General features: G+C 68.8%; 29 protein-coding genes. 17 read left to right on the top strand and 12 right to left on the bottom strand.

Going from position 1 to position 23,755, the window contains the following annotated elements; all coding sequences use genetic code 11:
* Window positions 1–23 precede the first annotated feature (23 nt).
* Window positions 24–365 carry a YciI family protein gene (locus ACNI65_RS02680; protein ID WP_416761018.1) on the bottom strand — a complete coding sequence of 114 codons (342 nt, stop codon included), beginning with the start codon at window positions 363–365 and terminating at the stop codon, window positions 24–26.
* 68 nt (window positions 366–433) lie between these two features.
* Between ACNI65_RS02680 and ACNI65_RS02675 the strand changes: the two genes are divergently transcribed.
* Complete coding sequence (locus ACNI65_RS02675; protein WP_416761017.1) at window positions 434–1,012, top strand: hypothetical protein; 579 nt, start codon at window positions 434–436, stop codon at window positions 1,010–1,012.
* Between the two features lie 6 nt (window positions 1,013–1,018).
* Here the strand turns inward: ACNI65_RS02675 and ACNI65_RS02670 are convergent, their stop codons facing one another.
* The gene (locus ACNI65_RS02670) at window positions 1,019–1,552 is read right to left on the bottom strand and encodes a DUF4765 family protein (RefSeq protein WP_416761016.1); all 534 of its coding nucleotides are present in this window, start codon (window positions 1,550–1,552) and stop codon (window positions 1,019–1,021) included.
* Window positions 1,553–1,803: 251 nt separating this feature from the next.
* Here ACNI65_RS02670 and ACNI65_RS02665 point away from each other — a divergent pair, with 251 nt between their 5' ends.
* The 8 genes from ACNI65_RS02665 (at window position 1,804) to ACNI65_RS02630 (ending at window position 6,437) form a co-directional block, all read left to right on the top strand.
* Window positions 1,804–2,250: a GNAT family N-acetyltransferase gene (locus ACNI65_RS02665; protein ID WP_416761015.1), complete on the top strand. Its 447-nt coding sequence runs from the start codon at window positions 1,804–1,806 to the stop codon at window positions 2,248–2,250.
* A 3-nt stretch (window positions 2,251–2,253) separates the two neighbouring features.
* Complete coding sequence (locus ACNI65_RS02660; RefSeq protein WP_416761014.1) at window positions 2,254–2,880, top strand: zinc-ribbon domain containing protein; 627 nt, start codon at window positions 2,254–2,256, stop codon at window positions 2,878–2,880.
* Window positions 2,881–2,989: 109 nt separating this feature from the next.
* Window positions 2,990–3,376 (top strand): hypothetical protein, encoded by a 387-nt coding sequence (locus ACNI65_RS02655; RefSeq protein ID WP_416761013.1) that lies wholly within the window; start codon window positions 2,990–2,992, stop codon window positions 3,374–3,376.
* Complete coding sequence (locus tag ACNI65_RS02650; protein ID WP_416761012.1) at window positions 3,373–3,597, top strand: hypothetical protein; 225 nt, start codon at window positions 3,373–3,375, stop codon at window positions 3,595–3,597. Before ACNI65_RS02655 ends, ACNI65_RS02650 begins: the two co-directional genes overlap by 4 nt.
* A gap of 22 nt (window positions 3,598–3,619) precedes the next feature.
* Window positions 3,620–4,174: a hypothetical protein gene (locus ACNI65_RS02645; protein ID WP_416761011.1), complete on the top strand. Its 555-nt coding sequence runs from the start codon at window positions 3,620–3,622 to the stop codon at window positions 4,172–4,174.
* 171 nt (window positions 4,175–4,345) lie between these two features.
* Window positions 4,346–4,528, top strand: a complete 183-nt coding sequence (locus ACNI65_RS02640; protein ID WP_416761010.1) for a hypothetical protein — start codon at window positions 4,346–4,348, stop codon at window positions 4,526–4,528.
* Between the two features lie 52 nt (window positions 4,529–4,580).
* Window positions 4,581–5,405 (top strand): SPFH domain-containing protein, encoded by an 825-nt coding sequence (locus ACNI65_RS02635; protein ID WP_416761009.1) that lies wholly within the window; start codon window positions 4,581–4,583, stop codon window positions 5,403–5,405.
* Window positions 5,406–5,561: 156 nt separating this feature from the next.
* Window positions 5,562–6,437 carry a DUF4394 domain-containing protein gene (locus ACNI65_RS02630; RefSeq protein WP_416761008.1) on the top strand — a complete coding sequence of 292 codons (876 nt, stop codon included), beginning with the start codon at window positions 5,562–5,564 and terminating at the stop codon, window positions 6,435–6,437.
* 18 nt (window positions 6,438–6,455) lie between these two features.
* Here the strand turns inward: ACNI65_RS02630 and ACNI65_RS02625 are convergent, their stop codons facing one another.
* Complete coding sequence (locus ACNI65_RS02625; protein ID WP_416761007.1) at window positions 6,456–7,118, bottom strand: GNAT family N-acetyltransferase; 663 nt, start codon at window positions 7,116–7,118, stop codon at window positions 6,456–6,458.
* 76 nt (window positions 7,119–7,194) lie between these two features.
* On the opposite strand from ACNI65_RS02625, the gene ACNI65_RS02620 reads away from it, so the two are divergent.
* Window positions 7,195–7,455 (top strand): VF530 family DNA-binding protein, encoded by a 261-nt coding sequence (locus tag ACNI65_RS02620; protein ID WP_416761005.1) that lies wholly within the window; start codon window positions 7,195–7,197, stop codon window positions 7,453–7,455.
* 1 nt (window position 7,456) lies between these two features.
* Here the strand turns inward: ACNI65_RS02620 and ACNI65_RS02615 are convergent, their stop codons facing one another.
* Complete coding sequence (locus ACNI65_RS02615; protein WP_416761003.1) at window positions 7,457–8,134, bottom strand: TetR/AcrR family transcriptional regulator; 678 nt, start codon at window positions 8,132–8,134, stop codon at window positions 7,457–7,459.
* 114 nt (window positions 8,135–8,248) lie between these two features.
* Here ACNI65_RS02615 and ACNI65_RS02610 point away from each other — a divergent pair, with 114 nt between their 5' ends.
* Entirely contained in the window at window positions 8,249–9,400 is a 1,152-nt protein-coding gene (locus ACNI65_RS02610; protein ID WP_416761001.1) for an FAD-dependent oxidoreductase, read from the top strand.
* A gap of 3 nt (window positions 9,401–9,403) precedes the next feature.
* Here ACNI65_RS02610 and ACNI65_RS02605 read toward each other — a convergent pair whose 3' ends face one another.
* The 5 genes from ACNI65_RS02605 to ACNI65_RS02585 form a co-directional block, all read right to left on the bottom strand.
* A complete protein-coding gene (locus ACNI65_RS02605) occupies window positions 9,404–9,844 on the bottom strand; it encodes a DUF1801 domain-containing protein (RefSeq protein ID WP_416761000.1) in 441 nt (146 codons plus the stop codon).
* The gene (locus ACNI65_RS02600; protein ID WP_416760999.1) at window positions 9,841–10,152 is read right to left on the bottom strand and encodes a hypothetical protein; all 312 of its coding nucleotides are present in this window, start codon (window positions 10,150–10,152) and stop codon (window positions 9,841–9,843) included. The genes ACNI65_RS02605 and ACNI65_RS02600 overlap by 4 nt, the downstream gene beginning before the upstream one ends.
* Before the next feature lie 47 nt (window positions 10,153–10,199).
* Window positions 10,200–10,997 carry a GNAT family N-acetyltransferase gene (locus tag ACNI65_RS02595; RefSeq protein WP_416760998.1) on the bottom strand — a complete coding sequence of 266 codons (798 nt, stop codon included), beginning with the start codon at window positions 10,995–10,997 and terminating at the stop codon, window positions 10,200–10,202.
* Window positions 10,998–11,096: 99 nt separating this feature from the next.
* Complete coding sequence (locus ACNI65_RS02590; RefSeq protein ID WP_416760997.1) at window positions 11,097–11,711, bottom strand: hypothetical protein; 615 nt, start codon at window positions 11,709–11,711, stop codon at window positions 11,097–11,099.
* A 103-nt stretch (window positions 11,712–11,814) separates the two neighbouring features.
* A complete protein-coding gene (locus ACNI65_RS02585; protein WP_416760996.1) occupies window positions 11,815–13,203 on the bottom strand; it encodes a S8 family serine peptidase in 1,389 nt (462 codons plus the stop codon).
* 71 nt (window positions 13,204–13,274) lie between these two features.
* Here ACNI65_RS02585 and ACNI65_RS02580 point away from each other — a divergent pair, with 71 nt between their 5' ends.
* The 4 genes from ACNI65_RS02580 (at window position 13,275) to ACNI65_RS02565 (ending at window position 16,336) form a co-directional block, all read left to right on the top strand.
* Window positions 13,275–13,772: an RNA polymerase sigma factor gene (locus tag ACNI65_RS02580; RefSeq protein ID WP_416760995.1), complete on the top strand. Its 498-nt coding sequence runs from the start codon at window positions 13,275–13,277 to the stop codon at window positions 13,770–13,772.
* Between the two features lie 17 nt (window positions 13,773–13,789).
* A complete protein-coding gene (locus tag ACNI65_RS02575) occupies window positions 13,790–14,476 on the top strand; it encodes a hypothetical protein (RefSeq protein WP_416760994.1) in 687 nt (228 codons plus the stop codon).
* A gap of 142 nt (window positions 14,477–14,618) precedes the next feature.
* Entirely contained in the window at window positions 14,619–15,770 is a 1,152-nt protein-coding gene (locus ACNI65_RS02570; RefSeq protein WP_416760993.1) for a carbohydrate-binding protein, read from the top strand.
* Between the two features lie 29 nt (window positions 15,771–15,799).
* Window positions 15,800–16,336: a DUF2867 domain-containing protein gene (locus ACNI65_RS02565; protein ID WP_416760992.1), complete on the top strand. Its 537-nt coding sequence runs from the start codon at window positions 15,800–15,802 to the stop codon at window positions 16,334–16,336.
* Here the strand turns inward: ACNI65_RS02565 and ACNI65_RS02560 are convergent.
* Window positions 16,325–17,590, bottom strand: coding sequence for an MFS transporter (locus ACNI65_RS02560; RefSeq protein ID WP_416760991.1), 1,266 nt, complete (start codon window positions 17,588–17,590; stop codon window positions 16,325–16,327). The genes ACNI65_RS02565 and ACNI65_RS02560 overlap by 12 nt on opposite strands.
* A 197-nt stretch (window positions 17,591–17,787) precedes the next feature.
* Between ACNI65_RS02560 and ACNI65_RS02555 the strand changes: the two genes are divergently transcribed.
* Window positions 17,788–18,672 (top strand): CsgG/HfaB family protein, encoded by an 885-nt coding sequence (locus tag ACNI65_RS02555; protein ID WP_416760990.1) that lies wholly within the window; start codon window positions 17,788–17,790, stop codon window positions 18,670–18,672.
* 308 nt (window positions 18,673–18,980) lie between these two features.
* Complete coding sequence (locus ACNI65_RS02550) at window positions 18,981–19,349, top strand: endonuclease domain-containing protein (protein ID WP_416760988.1); 369 nt, start codon at window positions 18,981–18,983, stop codon at window positions 19,347–19,349.
* A 400-nt stretch (window positions 19,350–19,749) separates the two neighbouring features.
* Here the strand turns inward: ACNI65_RS02550 and ACNI65_RS02545 are convergent, their stop codons facing one another.
* On the bottom strand, window positions 19,750–22,572 hold the full coding sequence (locus ACNI65_RS02545) for an alpha-galactosidase (protein ID WP_416760987.1): 2,823 nt from the start codon (window positions 22,570–22,572) through the stop codon (window positions 19,750–19,752).
* Window positions 22,569–23,738 (bottom strand): amidohydrolase family protein, encoded by a 1,170-nt coding sequence (locus ACNI65_RS02540; RefSeq protein WP_416760986.1) that lies wholly within the window; start codon window positions 23,736–23,738, stop codon window positions 22,569–22,571. Before ACNI65_RS02540 ends, ACNI65_RS02545 begins: the two co-directional genes overlap by 4 nt.
* Between the last annotated feature and the right edge of the window lie 17 nt (window positions 23,739–23,755).

Raw genomic sequence — 23,755 nt, 5'->3', positions numbered from 1 at the left:
TATCGCTCGGCGCCGGTTGCGGCTCAGGAGGCCGGGTCGAACATGAACACGCGCAGTTCCTGCTGGCAGCGGCAGGCCTTGGCGATGCGCGCGGCCCAGTCGATGGCGTCCTCGCGCGTGGGCAGCTCCAGGATGGTGAATCCGCCGTTGAGCGTCGGTCCCCAGGAGTAACCGCCCTCGCTGAAACTGCCGTCGGCCGACACGAGCACGGTCGGGACGGCCTCGTCGAGGCCGCCGCCGAACACGTAGACGCCGGCGAGCTTGGCCTCCTCGATGACCGCGTGGGATTCGCGGACGACGGCGCCCCAGTCGTCATCGGCGACGACCATCGCCGCGCTCGGGAAGGAGATCAGGTACTTGGACATGGGTCACCTCTCGGATGCGGGATCCTATCGAATCGCCGAGTGCCCGCCTTGCGCCTACGATCCGCCACATGAAACGCCTGTCGCTCGTCGTGCTCTTGCTGGCCCTCTCGCACCCGATGGGGGCTGCCGTCGCGGCCGATGCGCCGCCGCGGACCGTCTTCACCCGATGGGATCCCGCGTTGAAGCTGGTGGAGCGTTCCGACTCCTACGAGAAGGGATCGATGGCGAGATGGCGAGGCCGGATCACGCTGACCGGACGGCTCGTCGTGGAGTTCGACCGGGTGCCCGACGGCGAGCTGCCGCCGGACGTCGAGCCTGACCGCGACGGCGTGGCCCATTTCGAGCCCGATGCTCTCTCTCTGGCGAGACTGCCGACGGCGACGCGGTTCTACGACCTGGCGCCAAAGGTGATCTGGGTGGGCGAGACCGGCCGCGCGGCGCTGGTGCCGCTCATCGGCCAGGCCGCCTTCGATCGCCTGCAAGCCACTCGCGAAAGCTGGTACGAATTCCCCGTGTCGCTCACCTTGACCGAGCTCGCCACCTCGGTCGAATGCGACCACCGCGACTTCACCGCGACGGTGCGCGAGATTCGTTTGCTCAAGGCACCGATGGTCGCGCTGAACAAGCCGTGGAGCGTGACCTGCTGAGGCCGATCACGACGCGTTGATCGCGTTGAGGTTCTCGTTGAAGCCCAGCGTGCGGTCGACCACCTCCAGCACCTCCAGCGGAGCGGTCGGGCGGCAGACCCAGCCTTGCTCGAAGGCGCTGCCGCGACACAGGTACTTCGCCGACACCTTCACCACCACGAGCGAGTGGCCGAAGGAAAAGCCCAGGTTCTTCGACGTCGTGAACTCGGGGAAGGCCCGGCCGAGCGCGATCTGCTGCCGGCGCTCCGCGTCGGACGGGCGCGTGGTGTTGAGGTCGCGCTGCTGCCCTTTGGCGCAATTGAAGGCCACCATGGCCTGTGCGCTCGGGCCCGTCGTGCCGCGCCACAGGATCACCGGGGTGTCGGTGTTGGCCGCCACCGCCGCGGCCACGGTGGCTTCCGCGGTCGGAGCGGTCAGCTGCGGAGCGATGACGTCGTCGAAGTCGTCATCCAGCACATTGGCCTGCTGGCGGTTCTGCGGGTCCGAGTCGTTGTAGTAATCCTCGTCGGTGGGAAACCCGCTCGCGAAATTCCTGGCCATGCCTGTCTCCGTTGAAGTCCGTGGCGCCGGGCAAAGGCTCCAGGCGCACCGCGAGCGCGACAGGCGTCGCGGCCTCGCCATCATTGGCACGGGACGTTCAGCGGCAAGTGACTTAAGGGGGGCGGAACCGGGCATGGCAACTGCCAAGGCCATGGCGCACGTTCCCTTGCCCATGGCCCGTTCGAGCGACCACCGGATCAGGTGTGCGTGCCGGGGCGCGGGGCGCTCGGCGAGGCCGCGACAATGCGCGGATGCAATCTTCCTGGACCCTTCGCCGCGTCGCGCCCTCAGACGCCGATCTAGTCGCCCAGCATGGCGCGTTCCGAGATGACGACGTCGAGCGGCGTCCGGCCTATGCCGCGTGGGTGAAGCCCCGCATCGGCGCGGGCACGTATCTCGGCTGGTTCGCCGTCGACGACGGCGCGGTGGTGGCCGGCGCGGGCGTGCTGCTGCTGGACTGGGGTCCGACGCGTCACAACCCGGGCGGCCAGATGGCGCGCATCACGAATGTGTTCACGGCCGAGAGCCACCGGCGTCAAGGCATCTCGAAAGCGCTGGTGCAAGCGGCGCTCGATCACGTGGACGGCCTGGGCATCCGCGAGATCCGGCTCGGCGCCACCGACTCGGCCCGTGAGATCTACCGATCCCTCGGCTTCGTCGAGTACGCGGCGGAGATGCGGCGGGTGGTGAAGGGCTGAGGCATGTCCAAACCGAGTCGTTCGAACGCAGTGCTGCCCGACAACCTCGTGCCGCACGTCCGCTACGGATTGCGTCCCATCGTCTCGGGACAATCGGTACCGGAAGCAACGATCCGGTTTGGCCACTGGTCGCTCTCGAACGCCGTCATCTTTCCTGAATCGGTGTTGGCCGCGGACGTCGAGAGACAGAACTACGCCTTGTATCCGCGTCGCTACTACGTGGACACACTCTCGACCTGCCGCTCCTGCGGGCGGCCATTCCTCTTCTTCGCCCTGGAGCAACAGCACTGGTACGAGGAGCTCGGCTTCTACGTCGACGCCAATTGCGTGACATGCCAGCCGTGCCGCCACGAGGTGCATGCGCAGCAGGATCAGCTGAAGCGGTTCTCGCAGGCCATCAGGAACGAGGAGCTCTCGCGCGGCGAGTTGATGACCCTAGTGGACGACGCGGCTGACCTGTTGATCGCCGGCGTGCTTCGAGACCGCGTACGGCTAGGTGCGCTCAAGAATCGCGCTCTGCGCGAATGCGCGGAACATCCGGGCACGACGCGTCTGACGCTCGCGTTGAAGCAGCTGGAGAGGGATTCATCGATGACGGGGAAACCGACAGCGCGCGGATTGGAATCCTGATCGTCGACCACATGCGGCGCAGTGCCAGGAGCATTGACAGCGTCAAGTTCTTGGCGGCCAGCACCGTGTAGACCCAGGCCTTCTGCCAACGACTTCGGACCACGAAGACATGGAGATGCCAGCTCGCGCGCTTGCGCGCGGATTGGCCGCTGTGGATGAGCATGAAGGCCTGCGGATCACCGACGGCTGCCTGCGCGAGGCGTTGCGCTTCGATCAGGAAGAACGCCATCAGGGCCACACGCTGCGCGTCGTCGATCGCCTCGTCCGCCTCGGAGCACAGCACGTGACAGTGGCGAAGCATCGGCAGCTGATAGCTCACGAGCACGCAACCGCGCTCTGCGTATCCGGGCGGCGTGGATATCTGTCGATGGCGCATGAATCGGGACACCGATCCTCCGGCAGCTCAAGGAGAGCGCAGAGTCTGCCATGGTCGGCCACCTCCTTTCGCTACGCCGGCTTGTGGCTCAATTGCCCGACCCTGGAACGCTTCCGATGAGAAAGTTCTTCTCCGCGCTCATATCGATTGCCATCCCTCTCGCATTCGCATTCCTGGGGATGCTGATCCTCCTCTTGAGCAATCCAGAGGTCAGCATCGACGAAGGTTGGCGTCTCGGCTGGATCGGACTGGGAAGCGGACTGCTGTTGGGTGTTGTGCTGGTCACCTGGTACTGGCGGCGCCGGGCGCCCTCGTCGCATTCCAGGAAAACCCTCGATTGAATCGCAACACGTCCGGCTCGACATGGGCCGGATGCTCTTTCCGCGTCATCCCAAGCCGGTCGTCGACCCACGCCCCGTCGCCACGCACTCGATCCGTCAGGAGGCGCAGGCCCTGCCCAGCCTGACGCTGAACGGTGCCTTCGAGCCCAAGCTCGCCGATCCCGTGCTCGACGCGCCGATCCGCTTCACCGCTCGATACCGCATGCGCGAGTACCTGCAGCTGGTCCAGGCCCATCTCCTCGTTGTGCTGCGCGAGCGCGGCAAGCCCATCGACCGCATCGGCCCCGGCAGCCGCGTGATGCTCGCCCTCGTACTCGGTCCGATGTTCCTCTACAAGAAATGGCGCGTCGGCGATTGCCGCTTCGAGCTCACCGCGGACGGACTCACGCGCTCCAGCAAGGGCCGCCCCCTCACGCTGGCCTGGTGCGACGCGACCGCCATCCACCGCTACGGCTCGGCGTATCTCGTCGCCACCGAGCGCGGCGCCATGCCCCTGCCCCATCGCTGCTTCAGCGATGCGGAACGCGCGCGACTCGAGCGCTGGATCGAGGCCACGCATCCGTCCACCTCCGCCTGATCGTGATCACCTAACAGCCTTCATCGACAGGTTTCCGATATCGCCCTGCAGGAAAAGGGACACCCGTTGTGGTGGCCCCGCCGCGACCTTCTCCCTCTGAGGGGTGTCCCCCCACGCGCCACCCCCACGATCGCCTCGCGCGCTTCCACAATGCGCGCCGAGGAGAAAAACATGGCTCTCATCCGCGCCTGGTTGGTGCTCATCGTCTTGTGGCTGGCCTGCATGGGCCTGGTGGTCTGGATCCGCTCGCTGACGCGCAGACAGGCGATCGCCTGGCTGCAGCTCGCGCGTTGGGCCGCCATCGGCGCAGTACTCGCGCTCGGCGTGGCCGCGCTCACCATCCATTACTTCTGATCACCGCCCCATTCGCGTCATCCACGCATCCCCCTTTCCCCGAGAAGCACCCATGAACACGAAGAACATCATCCGTCGCTCCGTCCTCTCCATCGGCGTGCTGGCCGCAGCCGCGCTGCTCGGCGGCTGCACCCGCGTCGAGACCGGCGAGGTCGGGCTGCGCGTGGGCATCGACAAGCAGATCAGCGGCACCGAGCTGATGCCCGGCAGCTTCAACCAGACGCTGTTCGGCGACGTGCTCACCTTCCCCGTCCGCGACATCGCCGTGACCATCGAGAACCGCCAGCCGCTGACCGCCGACAACAGCACGCTCAAGGACTTCGACATGACGCTGGTCTACTCGATCAATCCGTCGTCGGTGTCGGACCTGTGGACCAAGAAGAGCCGCAGCTTCCACGCGCATGACCGCGAGGCCGGCGACTGGATCCTGATGCATGGCTACATGAACACGGTGGCCAACAACGCGGCCTACAAGGCCGTGCGCGAGTACAAGGCGCTGCAGGTCGCCGACAACCGCCAGAAGATCGAAGGCGAGATCAAGCGCATCGTCACGGAGACGCTGACCTCGGAAGGCCTGAACACGTCGCTGTCGGTGTCGCTGGTGCAGGTGCGCTCGGTGATGCCGGCGGACGACATCATCGCGTCGGCCAACGCGGTGGTGACCGCGCAGAACGCGCTGCGCGCCAAGGAGATCGAGGTCGAGACGGCCAAGAAGGAAGCCGAGCGGATCGCCGCGCTGAATGCCAACAGCAAGGCCATCGAGTACATGAACGCGCAGGCGCAGCTCAAGATCGCGGAAGGCGTGGCCTCCGGCAAGGTCCAGGCGATCGTCGTGCCCTTCGACTTCAAGGGCATCGTCAACGCCGGATCGCGCTGAGCCTTTCCCTCTGATTCCGTCGACCGCCCTGCTCCGCAGCTGCTCCTTGCAGGGCGGGTCGTGGTGGCGTCGACGGCTTGGGGCGGCTTTCCCGCGTGACAAGCCGCCCGACTGCGGCGACGATCCCGGATCCAACCATCCAGACAGGGAGCTTCCATGACGTCTCGTGTGCTGACCTTGCTCGGCGCTGCCGCGTTGCTCGCGGCCTGCTCGACGACCACGGATGAACCGCTCGGCCCTATCGCCAAGGAAACGGCCTACGCCGTCACCGCCTCCAATCAGCTGATCCAGTTCAACGCCGGACAGCCGCAGAAGCTGATGGTCACAAGGGCGCTGCAAGGCCTGTCCCCCGGCGAGCGCCTGTTGGGCATCGATTACCGCGTCGCGCGCGGCCAGCTCTACGGATTGGGCAGCACCGGCCAGCTCTACCGGATCAACACCGCCACCGGCCAGACCGAGAAGATCGGCACCCCCGCCGCGTTGCCGACCGAAGGCGCCACCGAGTGGGGCTTCGACTTCAATCCGACGGTCGATCGCATCCGCGTCGTCAACGACGCGGGCTTCAACCTGCGCCTGCATCCCGACACCGGCGCCATCGTCGATGGCAACGCGGATCTGCCCGGCGTGCAGCTCGACGGCAAGCTGAGCTACGACAGCAGCGACGCCAACGCCGGCAAGGCGCCCGGCATCGTCGCCGCGGGCTACACCTACAACAAGGACAACGACAAGATCACGACGAACTACGCGCTCGACGGCAAGCTCGGCGTGCTCGTGCATCAGGGCAGCAAGGAAGGCGTGCAGCCGCCGGTCTCGCCCAACACCGGGCGGCTCTTCACCGTCGGATCGCTCGGCATCGGCAGCTTCTCGAAGGCGACGCTGGACATCTCCGACATCGGCAACGTCGCTTACAGCGCCGTGTCGGAACGGGGTCAGGCGACCTGGTATCGCATCGACCTGGCCACCGGCAAGGCCACACGCATCGGCCGCGTCGGCGTCGCGTCCGAGATCGTCGGCGCCGCGCTCGAGCCCTGATCCGGCCGCGTCAGTCCGTCACCGCGGCAGGCATTGCGCCGCGGTGACCGGCGACACCATCGCCCACCCCAGCGTCTGATAAAGCGCCGCGCCGGCCTCCGTGGCCACCAGCACGCCGTGCGTGGCACCGCGCGAGAGCGCCGCCCCGCTCAAGGCCGCCATCACGCGACGGCCCAGTCCCCGGCGCCGATGCGACTCGGCAGTCACGATCTGGTCGAAGGTCGCGAACGCACCGTCCACCGCCGCTTGACCGCTGGCCGCGACCTCGCCGGACTCGCTCAGTACCTGCACGCGCCACAGGGCGCCTTCCCGATCGAGTTCATGGCGATAACCGGCGAGCGCCGGCAGCTTGCCCGTGCCCAGCGCGGTGCCCATCAGGAACTCGGGCTCATGCAGGCGCCAATGCGCGGGCAGCAAGGGCGCCACCTGCGCCCGGTCCGCGCAGATCTTCAACCAGGTGCCGGCCTCGGCGCCCTCGATCAATCGACGCAGCGTCGGCGCATCGAGCGACGGCATCACGTGGCGGACCGTCTGATCGGGCCTGCCGACCGCGATGCGGAGCACGCCCGCGTGATCGACCGGGGCGGCCGTCCCTCGCGAGATCGCCCAGCCCCAGGCCCAGGCGCGTGCCACGGTGAGGCGGTCAAGCGGAGCGGCGGGATTCATGGCATCGGCAAACATCGGGGCAGTCTAGGGACCACCCTGCCACCGCGTGTCAGCATCGGCGCTGACCGCGCGTCCCGGCGACAATCGCCGGATGTCCGACACCGCCCCGCCGCCGCCCGCGCAACCTCGCAACCCCTTGCACGGCATGACCCTGGAGGCCATCGTGACCGCGCTGGTCGACGAATACGGCTGGGAGGGGCTCGATGACCGCATCCCGCTTCGCTGCTTCGCCTTCGAGCCCAGCATCAAGTCCAGCCTGAAGTTCCTGCGCAAGACGCCCTGGGCCCGCGAGAAGGTCGAGAGCCTCTACCTCTTCATGCTGCGCGAGCGCCGCCGCAACGAGCGGCCCTGAGCTAGCGCTTGCGCGCGGCGATGCCACCGAGGATCAGGTCGATGCCTGCGAGGAAGTCCTCCCGGTCATCGTGCGCGCCCAGTTGCGACGCCATCGATCGGGTGAACGGATAGTCGCGCTCATCCAGAGCCGCCCAGGCTGAAGCGACCTCGCCGAGGAAGTCCTCGCGGTCGATCTCGCGCGATTGCGCCGAGACGCGGTTCGCCGCGTTCTGCCCGCCCACGCCCAGCACGTAATGCAGCAGCGCTGACGCCGTCGCCCACTCGCGTGATCGCGGCACGTCCAGCGCGCGCAGCTGCTGCCCGAGGCACTCGAACAGACGCACCGTCGGCAGCTGCCCGGCCGACTGCAGCAGGGCCGTGCCGATCCACGGGTGCTCGTCCATCGCGTCGAACATGCCCAGCGCGAGCGCGCGGATGGTGTCGGCGGGCGTGTCGCCTGCGGTGTGCGAATCCATCACCTCGGCGATGACCGCGTCGCAGGCGGCCACGAGGAGCTCGCCCTTGTTGGCGACATGCCAGTAGATCGCACCCGGTCCGGTGGCGAGCCGCTCCGACAAGGCGCGGAAGGTGAGGCCAGCCTCGCCGGTGCTGTCCAGCAGTTCGATGGCGACCTCGACGATGCGGTCGCGGGACAGCGCGTCCTCGCGTCGCTGGGGGGAACGTGACTTCTTGACCATGGTGCATCTTGACACACTGGAACGCCGCTCCAGTATCATGGAACGTCATTCCAGTCATCCAAGCATCGCGGCCGTTTCGATCGGCGATGGGCATCACTTCAAGAAGGACATCACATGACACGCACGATCGCGATCGTGGGCGCAGGGCTTGGCGGCCTGATGCTCGCCCGGGTTCTCCACGTCCACGGCATCGCCGCCACCGTCTACGAGGCGGAGGCCTCCCCGAGCGCCCGCACGCAAGGCGGGATGCTCGACATCCACGATGACGCGGGCCAGGTGGCGCTCAAGGCCGCCAGGCTGCATGAGGACTTCGTGCGGCTGGTCCATCCCGGCGGAGAGGCGGCGCGGGTGCTCGATCCGACGGGCAGCGTGCTGCTGGACATGCCCGACGACGGTCAGGGCGGCCGGCCCGAGGTGCGTCGCGGCGAGCTGCGCCAACTGCTGCTGGACGCGCTGCCCGCAGGCACGGTGCGATGGGGACACAAGGTGGCGTCGGTCGCGCCGGTCGCGTCGGTCGCGCTGCTTGGACAGGGGCAACACCTCGTGAGCTTCACGAATGGGACGACGGTGCAGACCGACCTGCTGGTGGGCGCGGATGGCGCGTGGTCCAAGGTGCGGCCGCTGTTGTCCGACGCGGTTCCGGCCTACGTCGGCACGACCTTCATCGAGACCTACCTCACCGACGCCGACACACACCATCCCGCGAGCGCCGCGGCGGTCGGGGGCGGTTCGTTCTTCGCGATGTCGCCGGGCCAGGGCATCTTTGCCCATCGCGAGCCGGACGGCGTGCTGCACACCTATGTCGCGCTACGCCGTTCGCTGGACTGGGTGCGGGACGTCGAGGCCTCAGGATCGGAAGCGGTGCGCGCGCGCGTCGCGGCCGAGTTCAACGGCTGGGATGCGGCCTTGACCGCGCTGATCACCGATGGCGAGACGGTGCCCGTGTTCCGGCCGCTCCATGCGCTGCCGAGCGGGCATCGATGGACGCGTGTGCCCGGCGTGACGCTGCTGGGCGATGCGGCCCACCTGATGGCGCCGGCGGGCGATGGGGCGAATCTCGCGATGGTCGATGGGGCGGAGCTCGGCGAGGCGATCGCGGCGCATCCTGACGATCTGGAAGCGGCGCTCGGAGCTTATGAGGCGGCGATGTTCCCGCGCAGTGCCAAGGCGGCGGCGGGGTCCATCGAGGTGCTGGACCATTGCCTGGGCGACGGCGCGCCGCAGAGCCTGGTGGATTTCTTCAATCAGATGCGGCCGACGGGATGAGGCTCATCCGGGATGCCGGCGCTTCAGCTCCTGCATCGATCCGCTGATGAGTTGCTCGAGCACGGCGACGTCGACATCGGCGAGCGTCTTCAGATAGAGACAGCCCTTGCCCATCTTGTGCTTGCCCAGGCGGGCGAGCAGGTCGGTGCCGCCGTCCCAGTCGGGCACGAGGTAGACGACGATCTCGCGGCCGCGGATGGCGAAGCCGACGAGGCAGGAGGTGCCTGATCGCCCGGATTCGTAGGTGTAGCGGTACGCACCGTAGCCGACGATGCTCGGTCCCCACATCACCGGCTGCTCGCCGCTCACGCGCGCGAGCAGGGCCATGAGCGCGTCGACATCGCCGCGCTGCGCCGGACTCGCCTTGGCGGCGAGGTAGGCCTCGACGTCGGCCGCGGTGGGGGCGGTCTTGTTGGTGGACTTCTTGCTCGTCTTGCTCGTCATGCGATGCCTCTCCTGGCGTGCTCAGCCGCGGTCGCGTCGTTGGAGCCTCGCCGGCGATTCAGCGAAATTCCGAAGAGCCCGATGAACAAGTGGAAGAGAATCGACGCGACATCGCCGCCCGTCAGGTCAGGTCGTGCTGCCATGAGCGCGTCGCCTTGCAGCGCGCCGCCCCGGTCGGTGAAGCGTTGGCGCGCAGTGTTGATCTCGCGGGATGTCGGCGTCGCGGAACACGCGCACTGGCCGCAGCTTTCAGCGGCGGCGGCGTTCGATTGACCGCAGGCCAGACAGGTCCAGGCATAGGCAGGCATGCGGGCGATGTTGCCACGTCCGCGCGCAGCCATCGAGGCCCTCGCCCTCAATCCAGGGGTCGCCTCCAGACGTAGGGCGTCGTCGTCGACACCTTCACCAGGCCGGACGCCTCGAGGATCGGGCGTGAGTGCTCGGTCGAATCGCTGTGGATGAGCGTCTTGCCCAGCGCCACCGCAGCGCGTGCCCGCGCGGCGGTCAACGCGCGATAGACGCCATGGCCACGCCATTCAGGGCGGGTCGCACCGCCCCAGATGCCGGCGAATCTCGTCCCCGACACGGGCTCCAGGCGGCCCGCGGTGATCACGTCTTCGCCACTCTCCGCCACCCACAGCGTCATGCCATCGCGACGCGCGAGACGACGCAGCAACGCCTCGATCATCGGCTCGGCATCGTGGTCGCCGAAGACCTCGGCCTGCATCACGCACATGCGCGTCACGTCCTGCGGCGATTCGATGGTGCGGATTCTCACGCCCTCCGGCAGCGGCACGTCATGCACGAGCAGGTGGACCTCGCCAACCATGATGGACTCGGATTCCTCCGGCACGAAACCCTGCGCGAGGAGCGCCTCATGCAGCCCCGGCGCGTGATCGTGACCGCGCGACTTCCATTCGATGTGGCGGATCTCGGGCTCCGCTTCGAAGTGGCGGCGCGCGCCGGCCACCAGCTCGCGGATGGCGTTCTCGTCGGACCCGCCGAGGTCGCGGTAGGTCACGAAGCCGCGACCGCGCGAGAAGGTCACCAGCCGTAGCGGACCGAGGCGTGTCACAGCGAGGGCGCTGGGCGTTTCGGCGTCATCGCGGAGTTGCTCGTCGTAGGCAGCGAGCAGATCTTTCGGGTCTTGCATGCGGCGCGATGGTGCCGGCGCTCCGCAGAATGCGCAATGGGGAAGCGAAGTGCCGGGGATCAGGAAGGGCGCTTGCGCCCTCCCCGCTCGATCACTCGATCACTGGCCCGACTTCTTGCCCGCCTGGCCCTTGGCCTCGGCGCTCACCGCACCTTGCGCGCCCACGCTGCGTGTGTCGCGATTCGCTTGCGCCGATCCGGTGGCGTTCACGTTGCCGCTGCGTTGCGCGGTCGTCGACGAGCCCGTCGACGGCGTGGTCGAAGGCGTCGTGGGCATGGCGTTGGAAGTCGGAGATGCCGTTGACTGCGTCGCACCCGTCGCACCGGTGGCTGTGGCGGCGCCTTCCAAGCTCAGCTGTCCAGTCGCCTGATTCGCCGTGTCCTTGGTCTCGTCGACACCGGCCTGAGCACCGTCCTTGACCTTGCCGGTCGCCTGCTGCGCTCGATCACTCACATTGCCCGCAGCCTGATCCGCGCGATCACGCGTGTTCTGCAGCGCGTCGCGGCCTCGGCTCAGATCCGGGCGCTGACCCAGTCCACCCAGGTTGCCGCCCAGGCCGCCGCCCACATGCCCGCTCGCGCCGCCGGACAGGCCACCGCCACCGCCGCCCAGCAGCCCGGCATGCGCCGGTTGCGCCATCGCCGCGAGCACCGCCACCAGCGTGCCGGCCACCACGGGCCACAGACCTTGCGTGTGCTTGGAAGTTGCGTTCATGTCGATCTCCTTGTTCAAGAGCCACCGGAACCGTTCCGTGGCCTGCAAAGGAAAAACGTCATGGACCCGGCGCTTCTTCCACGCCAATTGCAACGAATGGTTTTCAGCGCAGATCGCTCGCGCTCACGCGCAGCGACGCGCCCACGAGGCCGATGCCATAAACCTCGTCGCGTCCCGGCGCGCCCAGATCGATCGCCTCGCGCGCGAGCGCGTTGAACGCCGATGAGGCCGCCGCACGGTCGGCCGAAGGAAAACGCGCGGCGAGCATCCCTGCCACCAGCGGCGACGCGAATGACGTGCCGCGCACCGGCGCGTACACACGCGACCCGGCCTCCGCGGCGACCATGTCCGAGCCCGGCGCCGCGAACGCCACCTGCGCGCCGCGCACCGCCTCCACGAGCACCCGTCGGCGCGCATCGACCGCCGTCACGCCGATGACGCCGGGCCACGCGGCCGGATACAGCGGGGGCGCGGCCGGCCCGTCGTTCCCCACCGGCGCGACGATCAGCAGCCCCTGCGCCTGCGCGGCCTCGACCACGCGGCGCAACAACGCGTTGGGCGGTCCGACCAGGCTGATGTTGACCACGCCCACGCGCTCGCGCGCGAGCCAGGCGAGGCCCTCGGCGATCGCCGCGACGCCGCCGCCCGCCTGCGCGCCGCCCTCGCAATACACGTCCATCGCGAAGAGCCTCGCCCTCGGCAGCGCGCCGCGAAAGCCGACGTCCGAATCGCCCACCAGCAGCGACGCCACCGCCGTGCCGTGCGCGGCGGGCCTCGCCTGCCCCCCGCAACCGCGTCGCGTCACCGTCGACCGCTGCAACGCGGGATGCGCGGTGTCCACGCCGCTGTCGATCATGCCGAGTCGAGGACCTGCAGCGCTTGCCGCAGCGCCGGCCGCGTCGGCCCCTGCCGCGGTCGAGGTCGATCCCGCCCTCGTTCCGATCGCACCCGTCGGCCCGGTCGCGCCCACCTCGCCCGCATCCAGATAGACGTGGTGATAGTCGTAGGCGCCATCGGGATCGTCGGCCTTGAGGCGCGCGATCAGCGCCGCCAGCGCGGCCGGCGTCATCCGCGACGTCGCACGCAGGCGCAGCCACGCGAGATCCAGTCCCTCGAGCGTCGAGACCTCGACCAGCGTCAGCCCGGCGTCTTCCAGCAGCCGCCGTTTCGCCGCGTCGCTCGACGGCAGCGCCAGCACCTCGCCGCTGAACACGAGCTCCTCTGCCGCGTTGCGCTGGAGCTGATCGGGGAAACGCCGCAGCAGCTGATCGCCCAGGCGCTCGCGCCAGCGCAGCGGATCCGCAGGCACCAGCAACTGGCTGGTCGACGTGAGCAGGCTCTCGGTGCGGCGCAGCAGGTCTCCCGGCAGATGCGGACCGCCGGGCTGCCCGGGCAGGCCCGGCAGGCTCGGCAATCGGACCTGCGCCTGCGCCGGGAGCACCGCTTGCAGGGTCGCGATCAGCGCGGCGCTCAACAGAAATTTCAGGCTCATGGACGGATAACGTCCGGGACACGGAAGAAAATCCGCGCCGCCGTCGTTCTACTCATCAGGCATCCCATCGCATGAGCATATTGGAGTTGCAATCCGCCCTGGCCGCGCTGCTGCCCCGGTTGCGGCGTTTCGCCCGCAGCCTGACGCATCACCGCGAGGACGCGGACGACCTCGTGCAGGTGGCGGTGGAACGCGCGTTGCGGGCGCTCGGCCAGTACGAGCCCGGCACCCGCCTCGACAGCTGGATGTTCCGGATCATGAAGAACGCCTGGATCGACGAACAACGCGCGCGCGGGCGCCGCGCTGAGGTGCTCGCGCCCGAGGAGGCCGGCGAGCATGTCGGCGTGTCCGAGACGGGCCGCCACATCGCGCGGCTGTCGGTCGAGGCGGCCATGGCCCGGCTGCCCGAGGAACAGCGGCTGGTGGTGGGCCTCGTGCTGGTGGAAGGCCTGCCGTACAAGGAAGCGGCCGAGGTGCTGGAGCTGCCCATCGGCACCGTCACCAGCCGGCTCGCACGGGCCAAGGACACGCTGCAGCAACTGCTCGGCGACGGCGACATCGACGCCTGAGCGGCGAAGGACAGGACATGAACGGCCCTCAAGATCAACGACCCGAAGACGACGCCGATCGCCGCCTGCGCGCGATGCTCGCCAAGACCTACGACCCCGTGCTCGATGAGCCGGTGCCGGAGCGGCTGAGCGCGCTCTTCGCCGCGCACGCGGACCACGCCGCGGCCACCGCGGCTGCCACGCCCCACACCCCCATCGATCTCGACGCTGAACGGCGTCGCCGCCGCGGCGGCTGGATGGCCTGGGGCGGCATGGCGGCCAGCCTCGCGCTGGGCGTGTTGATCGGCGCGAAGGGTCTCGCCCCGGGCGGTGAGCTCGAACGGGCCGCGGACGGCGCCTGGGTCGCGCGCGGCGGCCTCGCGCAGGCGCTCGACGATCAGGTGTCCGGTGTCGCCGTCACGCCGGGCGCCACGCGGGTGGGCATGAGTTTCCTGTCGCGCGGCGGACAGTACTGCCGCGCGTTCCTGGTGGACGCCAGCGCCGCGAGCGCCGGCAGCGCCGGGCTGGCCTGCCGCGACCGCGATGCGTGGCGCGTGCGCCAGATCGTGGCGATGGCATCGCCCTCGGCCGCGTCCGGTGCGTTCCGCACCGCGGCCTCGCCTTGGCCCGAGACGCTGCTCGACGACATCGACGATCTGCGCGAGGGCGACACGCTGACGCCCGACGCGGAGCGGGTCGCGATCTCGCGCGGCTGGTCGCGCTGACCCCCGCCATTCCTCGGCCTCCTCGGCCTTTTGGTAACCGTCCGCATCCATCGCGGCGCGATCGCGGGTTTCCCCTGAAGACGATATGAAAGCGCTTTCAGATCATGCGATCGCCCTCCACCATTGGTTCCGAGGAGATCCCATGACACGCTGGATTCGATCGCTGGCCACGGCCGCGCTCGCCCTGACGGGCGTCGCGGCGCAGGCCCAAAACTGGCAACTCGTCTGGCAGGACGAGTTCACGAATGGCATCGGCCCGCAGTGGCGCTTCGAGACCGGCACCGGCTCGGGCGGCTGGGGCAACAACGAGCTGCAGTACTACCGCCGCGAGAACGCGGGCGTCGAGAACGGACAGCTCGTGATCACCGCGAAGCGCGAGGACTTCGGCGGCATGCGCTACACCTCCGCGCGCATGACGACCCAGGGCCTGGCGAGCTTCAAGTACGGCCGCATCGAGGCCCGCATCAAGGCGCCGTCGTTCTCCGGCATGTGGCCCGCGTTCTGGATGCTGGGCAGCAACATCGGCTCGGTGGGCTGGCCCGCGTCCGGCGAGATCGACATCATGGAACACGTCAACGCCGACAGCGACATCCACGGCACCCTCCATTGGCAGGGTCCCGACGGCGGCCATGCGTCCTACGGCGGCCACACCGCGATCAACGTCGCGGACTATCACGTGTACGCGGTGGAATGGGACGAGAAGTTCCTGCGCTGGTTCGTCGACGGGCGCCAGTTCCACGTCGTCGACATCACCAACAGCGTCAACAGCACCGAGGAGTTCCACCGCGACTTCTTCCTGCTGTTCAACCTCGCGGTCGGCGGCAACTGGCCGGGCTGGAACATCGACGAGAGCAGGCTGCCCGCGAAGATGTACGTCGATTACGTGCGCGTCTACAAGGGCGACGGCGCCACGCCCGCGTTCACGACGACGCTGCAGGCCAACGCCTTCGCGCTGCAGTCGGGCATGCAGCTGGAAGCGTCCAGCGACGGCGGGCAGAACCTGGGCTGGATCGAGACCGGCGACTGGGCGGTGTGGAACCTCAACCTGCCGCAGGGCGGGACCTACACCGTCGAGTACCGCGTCGCCAGCCTGAACGGCGGCGGCAGCCTGCAGCTCGAGATGGCCGGCGGCACGCCGGTCTACGGCGCGGTCAACGTGCCGTCCACCGGCGGCTGGCAGAACTGGACGACGGTCTCGCACCGCGTGACGCTGCCCGCCGGGCAGCAGCAGATCGCGGTCAAGGCCAACGGCCCGGGCTGGAATCTGCGCTCGGTGAAGATCACCAAGTCCTGATCGTCTGAAGTCGTGATGGAATGCGGCGGATGTCCACCGTCCGCCGCGTTGCCCCTCCCACCGACAGCCGACTGGCCGCGAGCTATGCGGGCTCGCAGCTCGCCGACGCCTTCGCCATCTCGCTCCCGGACCATGCGCCCGACGACGCGATGACGCTCGCGCGCGAGGCGCTGGCCGATCCGCCGCGGTGGTTCCGGTGGCTGCTCGCGATGCGCGACGCGGCGGTCAAGCCGCTGGGGCTGAAGACGTCGGCAATGATGCGCGGGCACCTCGAGGAGATCGGCGTCCCGCACGTGGACATCTTCCGCGTGCTCGAGGCCTCGCGCGACGAGGCGATCTTCGGCGAGCAGGACCGCCACCTCGACTTCAAGCTGTCCATCCTGATCCGCACCCTCCCTGGCACCACGCAGCGCGAGGCCGTGGCCACCACGGTCGTGCATTGCCACAACCTCCTCGGGCGCTGCTACCTGGCGCTGATCCTGCCCGGGCACGTGCTGGTGGCGCGCTCACACCTGAAGGCGGCGGCGCGGCGTTTCGCAGCCGAGCGTCCTGGATCACGTCGCTGACGTGGCGGCCTGCTCCTGCGACTTCCGCCCCGCGGTCAACCAAAGGATCACCGCGAACACCGCTCCGCCGACACTGGCCAGTCCGAAGAACAGCATCATCGGCTCGTAGCCCGCGGGGTTCTGCGCGCTGGCGCCGGCCCGGTCGTTGAGCCAGCCCGCGACCAGGTTGGCCCCGGCGATGCCGGCGTTCTGCGCCACCCACATCAAGCCGATCGCCGTGCCGAAGCGCGACGGCGACACCAGCTTGCTGGCCAGCGGCCACATCACCGCCGGCACCAGCGAGAAGCTCACGCCGATCAGCGCGGTCGAGATCCAGAGGCTGGTCGATCCGAGCGCCATCAGCGCCATCGCGATGGGCAGCAGCACGGCGCCGAACGCGAGGAACGGCGCATAGCGGCCGACGCGGTCGCACAACCAGCCGAAGGCCGGCGTCGCGAAGACCGCGGCGAGGAACACGTAGCTGTTCATCGCGCCGGCGGCCGCGAGGTCCAGGCCGTGCGCGTGCTGGAAGTACTTGATGGCGAAGGTGCTGCGGAAGGCCAGGATCACCGAGTACCAGAGCACGCACAGCGCGAGCAGGAACCAGTACGCGCGGCCGAAGTGCAGCAGGTCGCGCCAGACGAAGGGCTGGGCCTGCTGCTCCGCGGCGCCCTTCTTGTCGGCGGCCACGCGCTTGTCGAGCCACCCGTACAGCAGCGCGCCGGCGAAGGAGGCCGCGGCCATGACCGCGGCGATCAGCAGCGGCGGCTGCCAGCCCTGCGCGTAGGCGTGGGAGAACCAGGTCGGGGACATGTCCGAGGAGAACGACCCGAGGCGGCCGATGGACAGCGCCAGGCCCATCGAGAACGCCACGTTGCCGCCGACGAAGTACTGCGCGAGCGCGGCGAGGGTGGCGATGCCGAAGGTCTCGGCGCCGATGCCGAAGAGCAGGCGGCCCGCGGCCATGCCGGCGAAGTTGGGGCTGAGCGCGGTGAGCAGCGCGCCGAGCAGGCAGATGCCGGCGGTCCACACGGTCATGCGCGCGGCGCCGAAGCGGTCGACGAGCACGCCGCCGATGAGGATGAGGACGACGTTGGGCAGGCTGTAGATGGCGTTGAGCAGGCCGATCTGCTGGTCGCTGAATCCGCGCTGGCTCTGCAGCGCGTCGGCGACGGGGCCGATGGAGTCGTAGACGTAGTAGTTGCCGTACAGCGCCGCGGCCACCAGGGCGCACACCAGCCACGCGATGGCGCGGCTCGGGGACTTGTCGTTCATGGTCGAGATCGTTGGCGGTCCCCGGGGGACCGAAGGGGCGGATTCTCACCCCGGCGCGGTAACGACTCGTAAAGGCGCCGTCACGACGCGACATTCAGCGACGCGACCACCCATCGGTGGGGGCCGCGCGGCCACCCAAGTGCGATAAGGTCCGGCCCGTTTCCAGCATTCGCGGGCCTTGCGCCCAGGAGATCGGCATGGCACTCGCGCGCTTCCAACCTTCCCGCTCCAATGTTTCACCTCGTCCGCTGCTGCCCCGCACGGGCGGTCTGATCGCCATCACGGTGGGCGTGAGCGTGGCGCTGCTGGCCGCTTGCGGCAAGCAGGGCGCGACGCTGGGCGACGGCAGCTCGGAGATCACCGGCTCGGCGGGTCCCGCGGGCGCCAACAAGGCCAATCGCGAACTGATGAAGTGCGACGCGCCGGTGGCGACGTTGTCGCTGATGGAGAACCCCAACGGCTACACGATCAGCGCGCCCAACGGGCTGCCCAATTCGCCGCTGCCGCTGGTGCGACTGCTCGCGCAGCAGAGCGGATGTTTCCGCGTGGTGGATCGCAACTCGGGCTTGAAGGCGACGATCAAGGAGCAGGAGCTCAAGGACGCCGGCATCCTGCGCAAGGAAGGCAGCACGGTGCACAAGGGCAAGGGCTACGAGGCGCAGTACACGCTGATTCCCAGCCTGACCTTCAGCGAGCAGGACGCGGGCCGTCAGGTGGGCGGGATCCTGGGAATGATCCCGGTGCTCAACAAGTTCGTGGGCGCGGCGGAGCACATCAAGCTGAAGGAAGCGCAGGTGGCGCTGCTGCTGACAGACAACGAGACAACCGAGCAGGTCGCCGCGGCCACGGGGTCGGTGCGCGTCACCGATCTGGGCATGGGCGGTCTGGTGCTGGGCAAGCTGGGCGGGGCAGCGGGTGCGGGCTGGGCCAACAGCAACGAGGGCAAGGTCATCGCGGCGGCGTTCCTCGATGCCCACAACCAGCTCGTCGTGCAGGCCCGCATGCTCCAGGCCAAGGAGCTGCCGGATCCGGTGCCGGTGAAGAAGGCGGGCGACGTCGCGAAGAAGGCGGCGGGGGCTTGAGCTTCACCATCGCTGGACTGCCCACGCCTCTGGCCCTCACCCCGACCCTCTCCCGCAGGCGGGCGAGGGAGTAAGAGCACTGCTGTACTGCCAACGCCTCTGGCCCTCACCCCGACCCTCTCCCGCAAGCGGGCGAGGGAGTTCATGTCAAAGCCTTTTGCGCTATCCCGGAAGCATGCAGAGCGCCAGTCGGTCGCCCTCGCCCGCTTGCGGGAGAGGGAGGGGTGAGGGCCAGAGGCGTGGGCAGTCCACATCTCACCCGCGATGGGGAGATCCGCCCGATCCTGGCTCGCACACACTCGTTCACCATGGACGACAACGAGTCACCCCACCCCGGCCGCAAGAACGCGGCCCGCGCTCTCCGATCAGAGGGCACCCGCGCCGAGCGCGCGCTCTGGCACCACTTGCGTGATCGTCGTTTCGCTGGCCACAAATTCAGGCGGCAACACCCCATCGGCACCTACTTCGCGGACTTCGCGTGCATTGAGGCTGGGCTCGTGATCGAGCTGGATGGTGGGCAGCATGGCGGACCGCGTGATGCGGCTTACGACGCGCGGCGCAGTGCTGCGATGCTGACCTCCGGATTTCATGTCCTGCGATTCACGAATCGAGAAGCGATGCAGGAGTTGGAAGGCGTCCTGGCGCGGATCCACCATTGGCTTGTCACTCGCGAGTGAGGCGGACTGCGTTCACTGACCCTCTCCCGCAAGCGGGCGAGGGAGTTCATGCCAGAGCCTTTTGCGCTCTCCCGCAAGCGGGCGAGGGAGCAAGAGCACTGCTGTACTGCCAACGCCTCTGGCCCTCACCCCGACCCTCTCCCGCAGGCGGGCGAGGGAGTTCATGCCAGAGCCTTTTGCGCTCTCCCGCAAACGAGCGAGGGAGCAAGAGCACTGCTGTACTTCCAACGCCTCTGGCCCTCACCCCTGCCCTCTCCCGCAAGCGGGCGAGGGAGTTCATGCCAGAGCCTTTTGCGCTCTCCCGCAAACGGGCGAGGGAGTATGCAGAGCACCAGCGGGTCGCCCTCGCCCGCTTGCGGGAGAGGGAGGGGTGAGGGCCAACCCCTCTTGCCACATCACATCAGCCTTCGAGCCTCACCCCCCCAAACGCCCCCGGCACATGGAAGTTGGGCTTCTCACTGCCGGTGGGGTTCCACGCGCTGAACTGCCGCGTCTCCTTGTTCCCCTCGATGCGGAACAGGTTGATGCGCCCGCCATCCATCGTCTGCGCCTGCGTCGCCATCGGCACCACGAGCTCAGCCGTCCACATCCGATGCGTCTCGTCGATCACCGTGCGCGCGCGGCTCTCGCCGACGAATCGCTTGCGGCCCTGCCCGCGCACCTCCAGGTCCATCACGAGCCCGTTGGGCGAGACCTCCACCTCGCGATACCGGTCCGACCCCGCGTCCTGCGGCGCCTGCAGGAACACCTCCACCACGTCGCGCTCCCACAGCGGCCAGATGCCCGTGGTCGTCGCCTCGCGCTCGAAGGTCGTCAACGCGTTGTACCGACTGCTGAAGCGCAAGTGCAACGCACCCGGTGCATGCAACAGCTGCACCCGCGTCGACTGCGTCCCGGTCAGCGGCCGGCCGCGCCAGTCGTGCGCGAAGAACAGCGCCGGCGCGTCCTCCCACGCCGAGGCCAACGCGAACCCGTCTCGCCCGATCAGCCGTGACGGCAGCCGCCCCGCCCTCGCCATCGGACGCTCCACCGCCGACATCAGCGTCGCCTCGATCAGCAGGTGCTCCTTGAAGCGCAGCTTCATCGTCGGCTTCGCCGCATCGACCTGCCCCAGATCCACCCCGTTCACGTAATCCCGGATCCGCCACACCCCCGGCCCCAGGCCGCGCAGGCTCACCGTGCCGTCGAAGCTCGGCGCGTAGAAGGCGTAATGCATCACGCCGTTCTTCTCGACGACATGCGTCTCAGGCTTGTCGAACGCGATGTCATAGAGCTCGCCCCGATACACGCCGTCGGACAGGCCCTTGGCGTTGTGCGCCGCGATCCACTTGCGCCAGTGCGTCTCGCGCTCCGGCGTCAGCAGGAAGGAGTCCTTGGGCTTGGGGTCCTCCGGCCACGTGAACTTCGTGGACACCACGCCCCCCACGCCCACCGCCGACGCGAAGTCCATGCCGCCCGTCGACAGCTCCACGTGATCGCCCGCATACGCCGACCAGCGCCCCATCTGCGCCTTCAGCGCCTTGCCCTTGTGCCGCACCTGCCAGCTCGACAACGGATCCGAGGCCGGCGCCTGGTCGATCCACGGCATGTTGTGGAAGGCGTAGCTCGTGCCGCACGGGCAGACCTCGACCACCGCCTCCGGATTCACCGCATGGCAGGCCTCGAACATCGCCCGGTAGAAGTCGGCCATCCGCTCGCACGAGTCCTGCGGCTTCGCGTGTCCGTGCTTCGGGTTGAAACACGGCGCGACGCCATTCAGGTGCTGCCCGTCGACCTTCACGCCATCGAAGCCCCAGTCCTGGATGATCTTGCGGAACATCGCGGCCGTGCGCTCCTGCGTGCCCTTCGCGCCCGGGCACAGGTACAGGCAGTTCCACCACGTGATCATCTGCGGCGCGCCGTTCTGGTCCAGCAGCAGCAGATCCGCGTGCTCATGCAGCTGGTCGCTGCCCGGCGCCACCGCCAGCGGCGCGATCCACAGCCGCGCCTTCATGCCGCGCGCGTGAATGTCCGCCACCAGCGCCTTCATGTCCTCCTCGCCGCGCGGGAACTTCTTCAGATCGATGTCGAACCAGTCGCCCGTCGCGCGCTGCCAGCCGTCATCGAGCACCGCCCACTTCAGGCCCAGCTCCTGCGCCTTGGGCAGCGTCGCGCGCACGCGTTCCAGCGAGAAGTCGCGCTCATACCCCCACGCGCACCACACCGAGTCGTGCGCGCTGCGCGGCGGCTCCGGCGCGGCCAGGCCCTGCGCGTTCATCAGACGCCGGTAACGGTCCAGCGGCACGAAGCAATCACCCTCGTGCACCGCGATGAAGGCCAGCGGCAGCGTGAGCGCCTCACCCGGCTGGAGCGTGCGCGGCTCGTCCCCGCGCAACGCGATGTCCACCTGCTCGCCCACCGCCTTCACCGGCAGCGAGACCAGCCGCGGCAACTTGTCCAGATGGCCGATCGCCACGCCCAGGTCGCGGCGCCACACATCGACCAGCGGTGTGCCGCCGCCGTAGTCCGACGAGTCCATGCCCAGGAAGTTGCGCTGCTCGAAGCCGCGCCGCACCGGCTGCATCCAGTCGCGCCGGTCGGTGTGCGTCGATCCCGAATAGGTCCACCACCCGCCCGCATGCCGAGGCGCGGCCAGCAACCGGTGCGCGCCCACGGTCCAGCCCTGCACCATCAGCGGCTTGTCGGACCGGTTCATGAAGGCGACCTCGATCAACGCGACACCGGGGTGTTCGTCGAGCAGCGTGACCGTCATCGTCTTGTCGACGGCGGCCCCCTCGGCCCGGCCCGTCAGCGTCAGGCGCTGGCCGGCGCCGAAGGACGTGGCGCCGCTGGCGGGCACCGCGCTCGTCACCGTGAAGCGATCGATCACGCGCGTCGTCACCGCCGGCGGCGCTCCCGCCGCCTCCGCGCCGAGCTCAGGCGCGTTGCCGTCGCGCCGTGTCGGCTTCAGCTCCGCGACGATGAGCTGCTCGCCCGCGTCGAAACCGGTCAGCGCCAGCGGACGCGCGCCACCCAGCCGCACGATGCGGCTGCGCAGGCGGTCGTCGAATTGCAGCGACAGGCGCTCATCCTGGAGCCGCACATGGCCTCGGCCGAGGTCCGCTGCCCGCGCCGCGACGGCGGCACCGGGCGATGCCACGGCGGCGGCCATCGCCAGCTTCGGCGTGATCGTGGCGACCGGGGCGGCCCCCAGCCATTGGAGGAACGCGCGGCGCTCGGTCATCGCGCGGCCTTCCACGCGGTGGGGAAGCTACGCTCCGCGTTGAGGTGGTACAGCTTGTCGACCACGGCCTTGGGCAGGCCGAGTCCCTTCACCGGTTGCTCGAGATCGGACACCTTGAACGACTCCTCCGTGTTGAAGTAGCGCCAGTGCATGCGCCACACCGGCTCGACTTCCTTCACGAGCTCGGCCCCCGATTGTTGCGGCGGTTGCGAGACGTCGGTGCCGTACATCAGACGGTCCTGGTACTTGATCAGGAAGCGGCGCACCTTCTCGCGGTCGCGCTGGCTCTGGTACTGCAGCTGGCCGATGCGCGCGGCCAGGTCCACCTTGGCCAGCGGGAAGCGATCGAGGAACGCGGCGAGCTCATCGACATCGCGCTCCAGCGAGGCCATGTGCATGCCGATGAACTTCAGCCGGGGATGCGCCGCCACCATGCGATCGCGCGCGGCCATCTGCGCCTCCCAGCTCGGCATCTCCGGATGCAGCGCCATGTGGTACTGCGGGTGGTGCGCGAAGTACTCACGGTCGTTGATGACCGTCATCTTGTCCAGCGGCAACCAGCAGTTGTGCGGCTCGCCCTGGTGACCCAGCATCGTGATGCCCTGGTCCTCGAAATACGTGAACAAGGGCTGGAAGCGCGCGTCGTCGATCATGACGAGCTGGCCCTGCTTGTCGCGCAGGCTCATGCCGATGTTCTTCCACACCTTCACGCCGACCGCGCCGGCGCGCAGGCCGGCATCGACGCGCTGTTTCGTCGCATCGAGCCAGCCCGGCTGATCCGAGGTGTCCGACGAGAAACTCACCGCCCACGCCACATCCGCCGGCCGCGCCTGGCGCAGCGCGATCGCCACCCGCTGCTGGTCGTCCAGCGGCGGGAAGTCCGGATAGTCGACGTTGATCGTCAACACCTTGAAGCCGAGCTTGCGCGCGGCGTCGAGGAAGGCCGGATCCGCGTTGTGCAGGTGCACGTGCGCGTCGATCTTGGGGACCTTGGCGAAGTCCGCCATCGTGTAGCGGTCGCCCGCGGCCGCCTTCGGCGCGGTGCTTGCCGCCGAGGCCGTGGCGGCCATGGAGGCCACCATCGCGACGGCCAGGAGGCCGCCCGCCAGCATCGTGCCCGGCGCCGGCTTCGCGGCGTGGAGGTGAGTTCTCGTCGTGTCGGTCATCGTGGAATGCCTGCTTT

Source organism: Roseateles sp. So40a, from assembly GCF_048081605.1.
GTDB lineage: Bacteria > Pseudomonadota > Gammaproteobacteria > Burkholderiales > Burkholderiaceae_C > Roseateles.
This window is presented reverse-complemented; position numbering and strand designations above follow the sequence as displayed.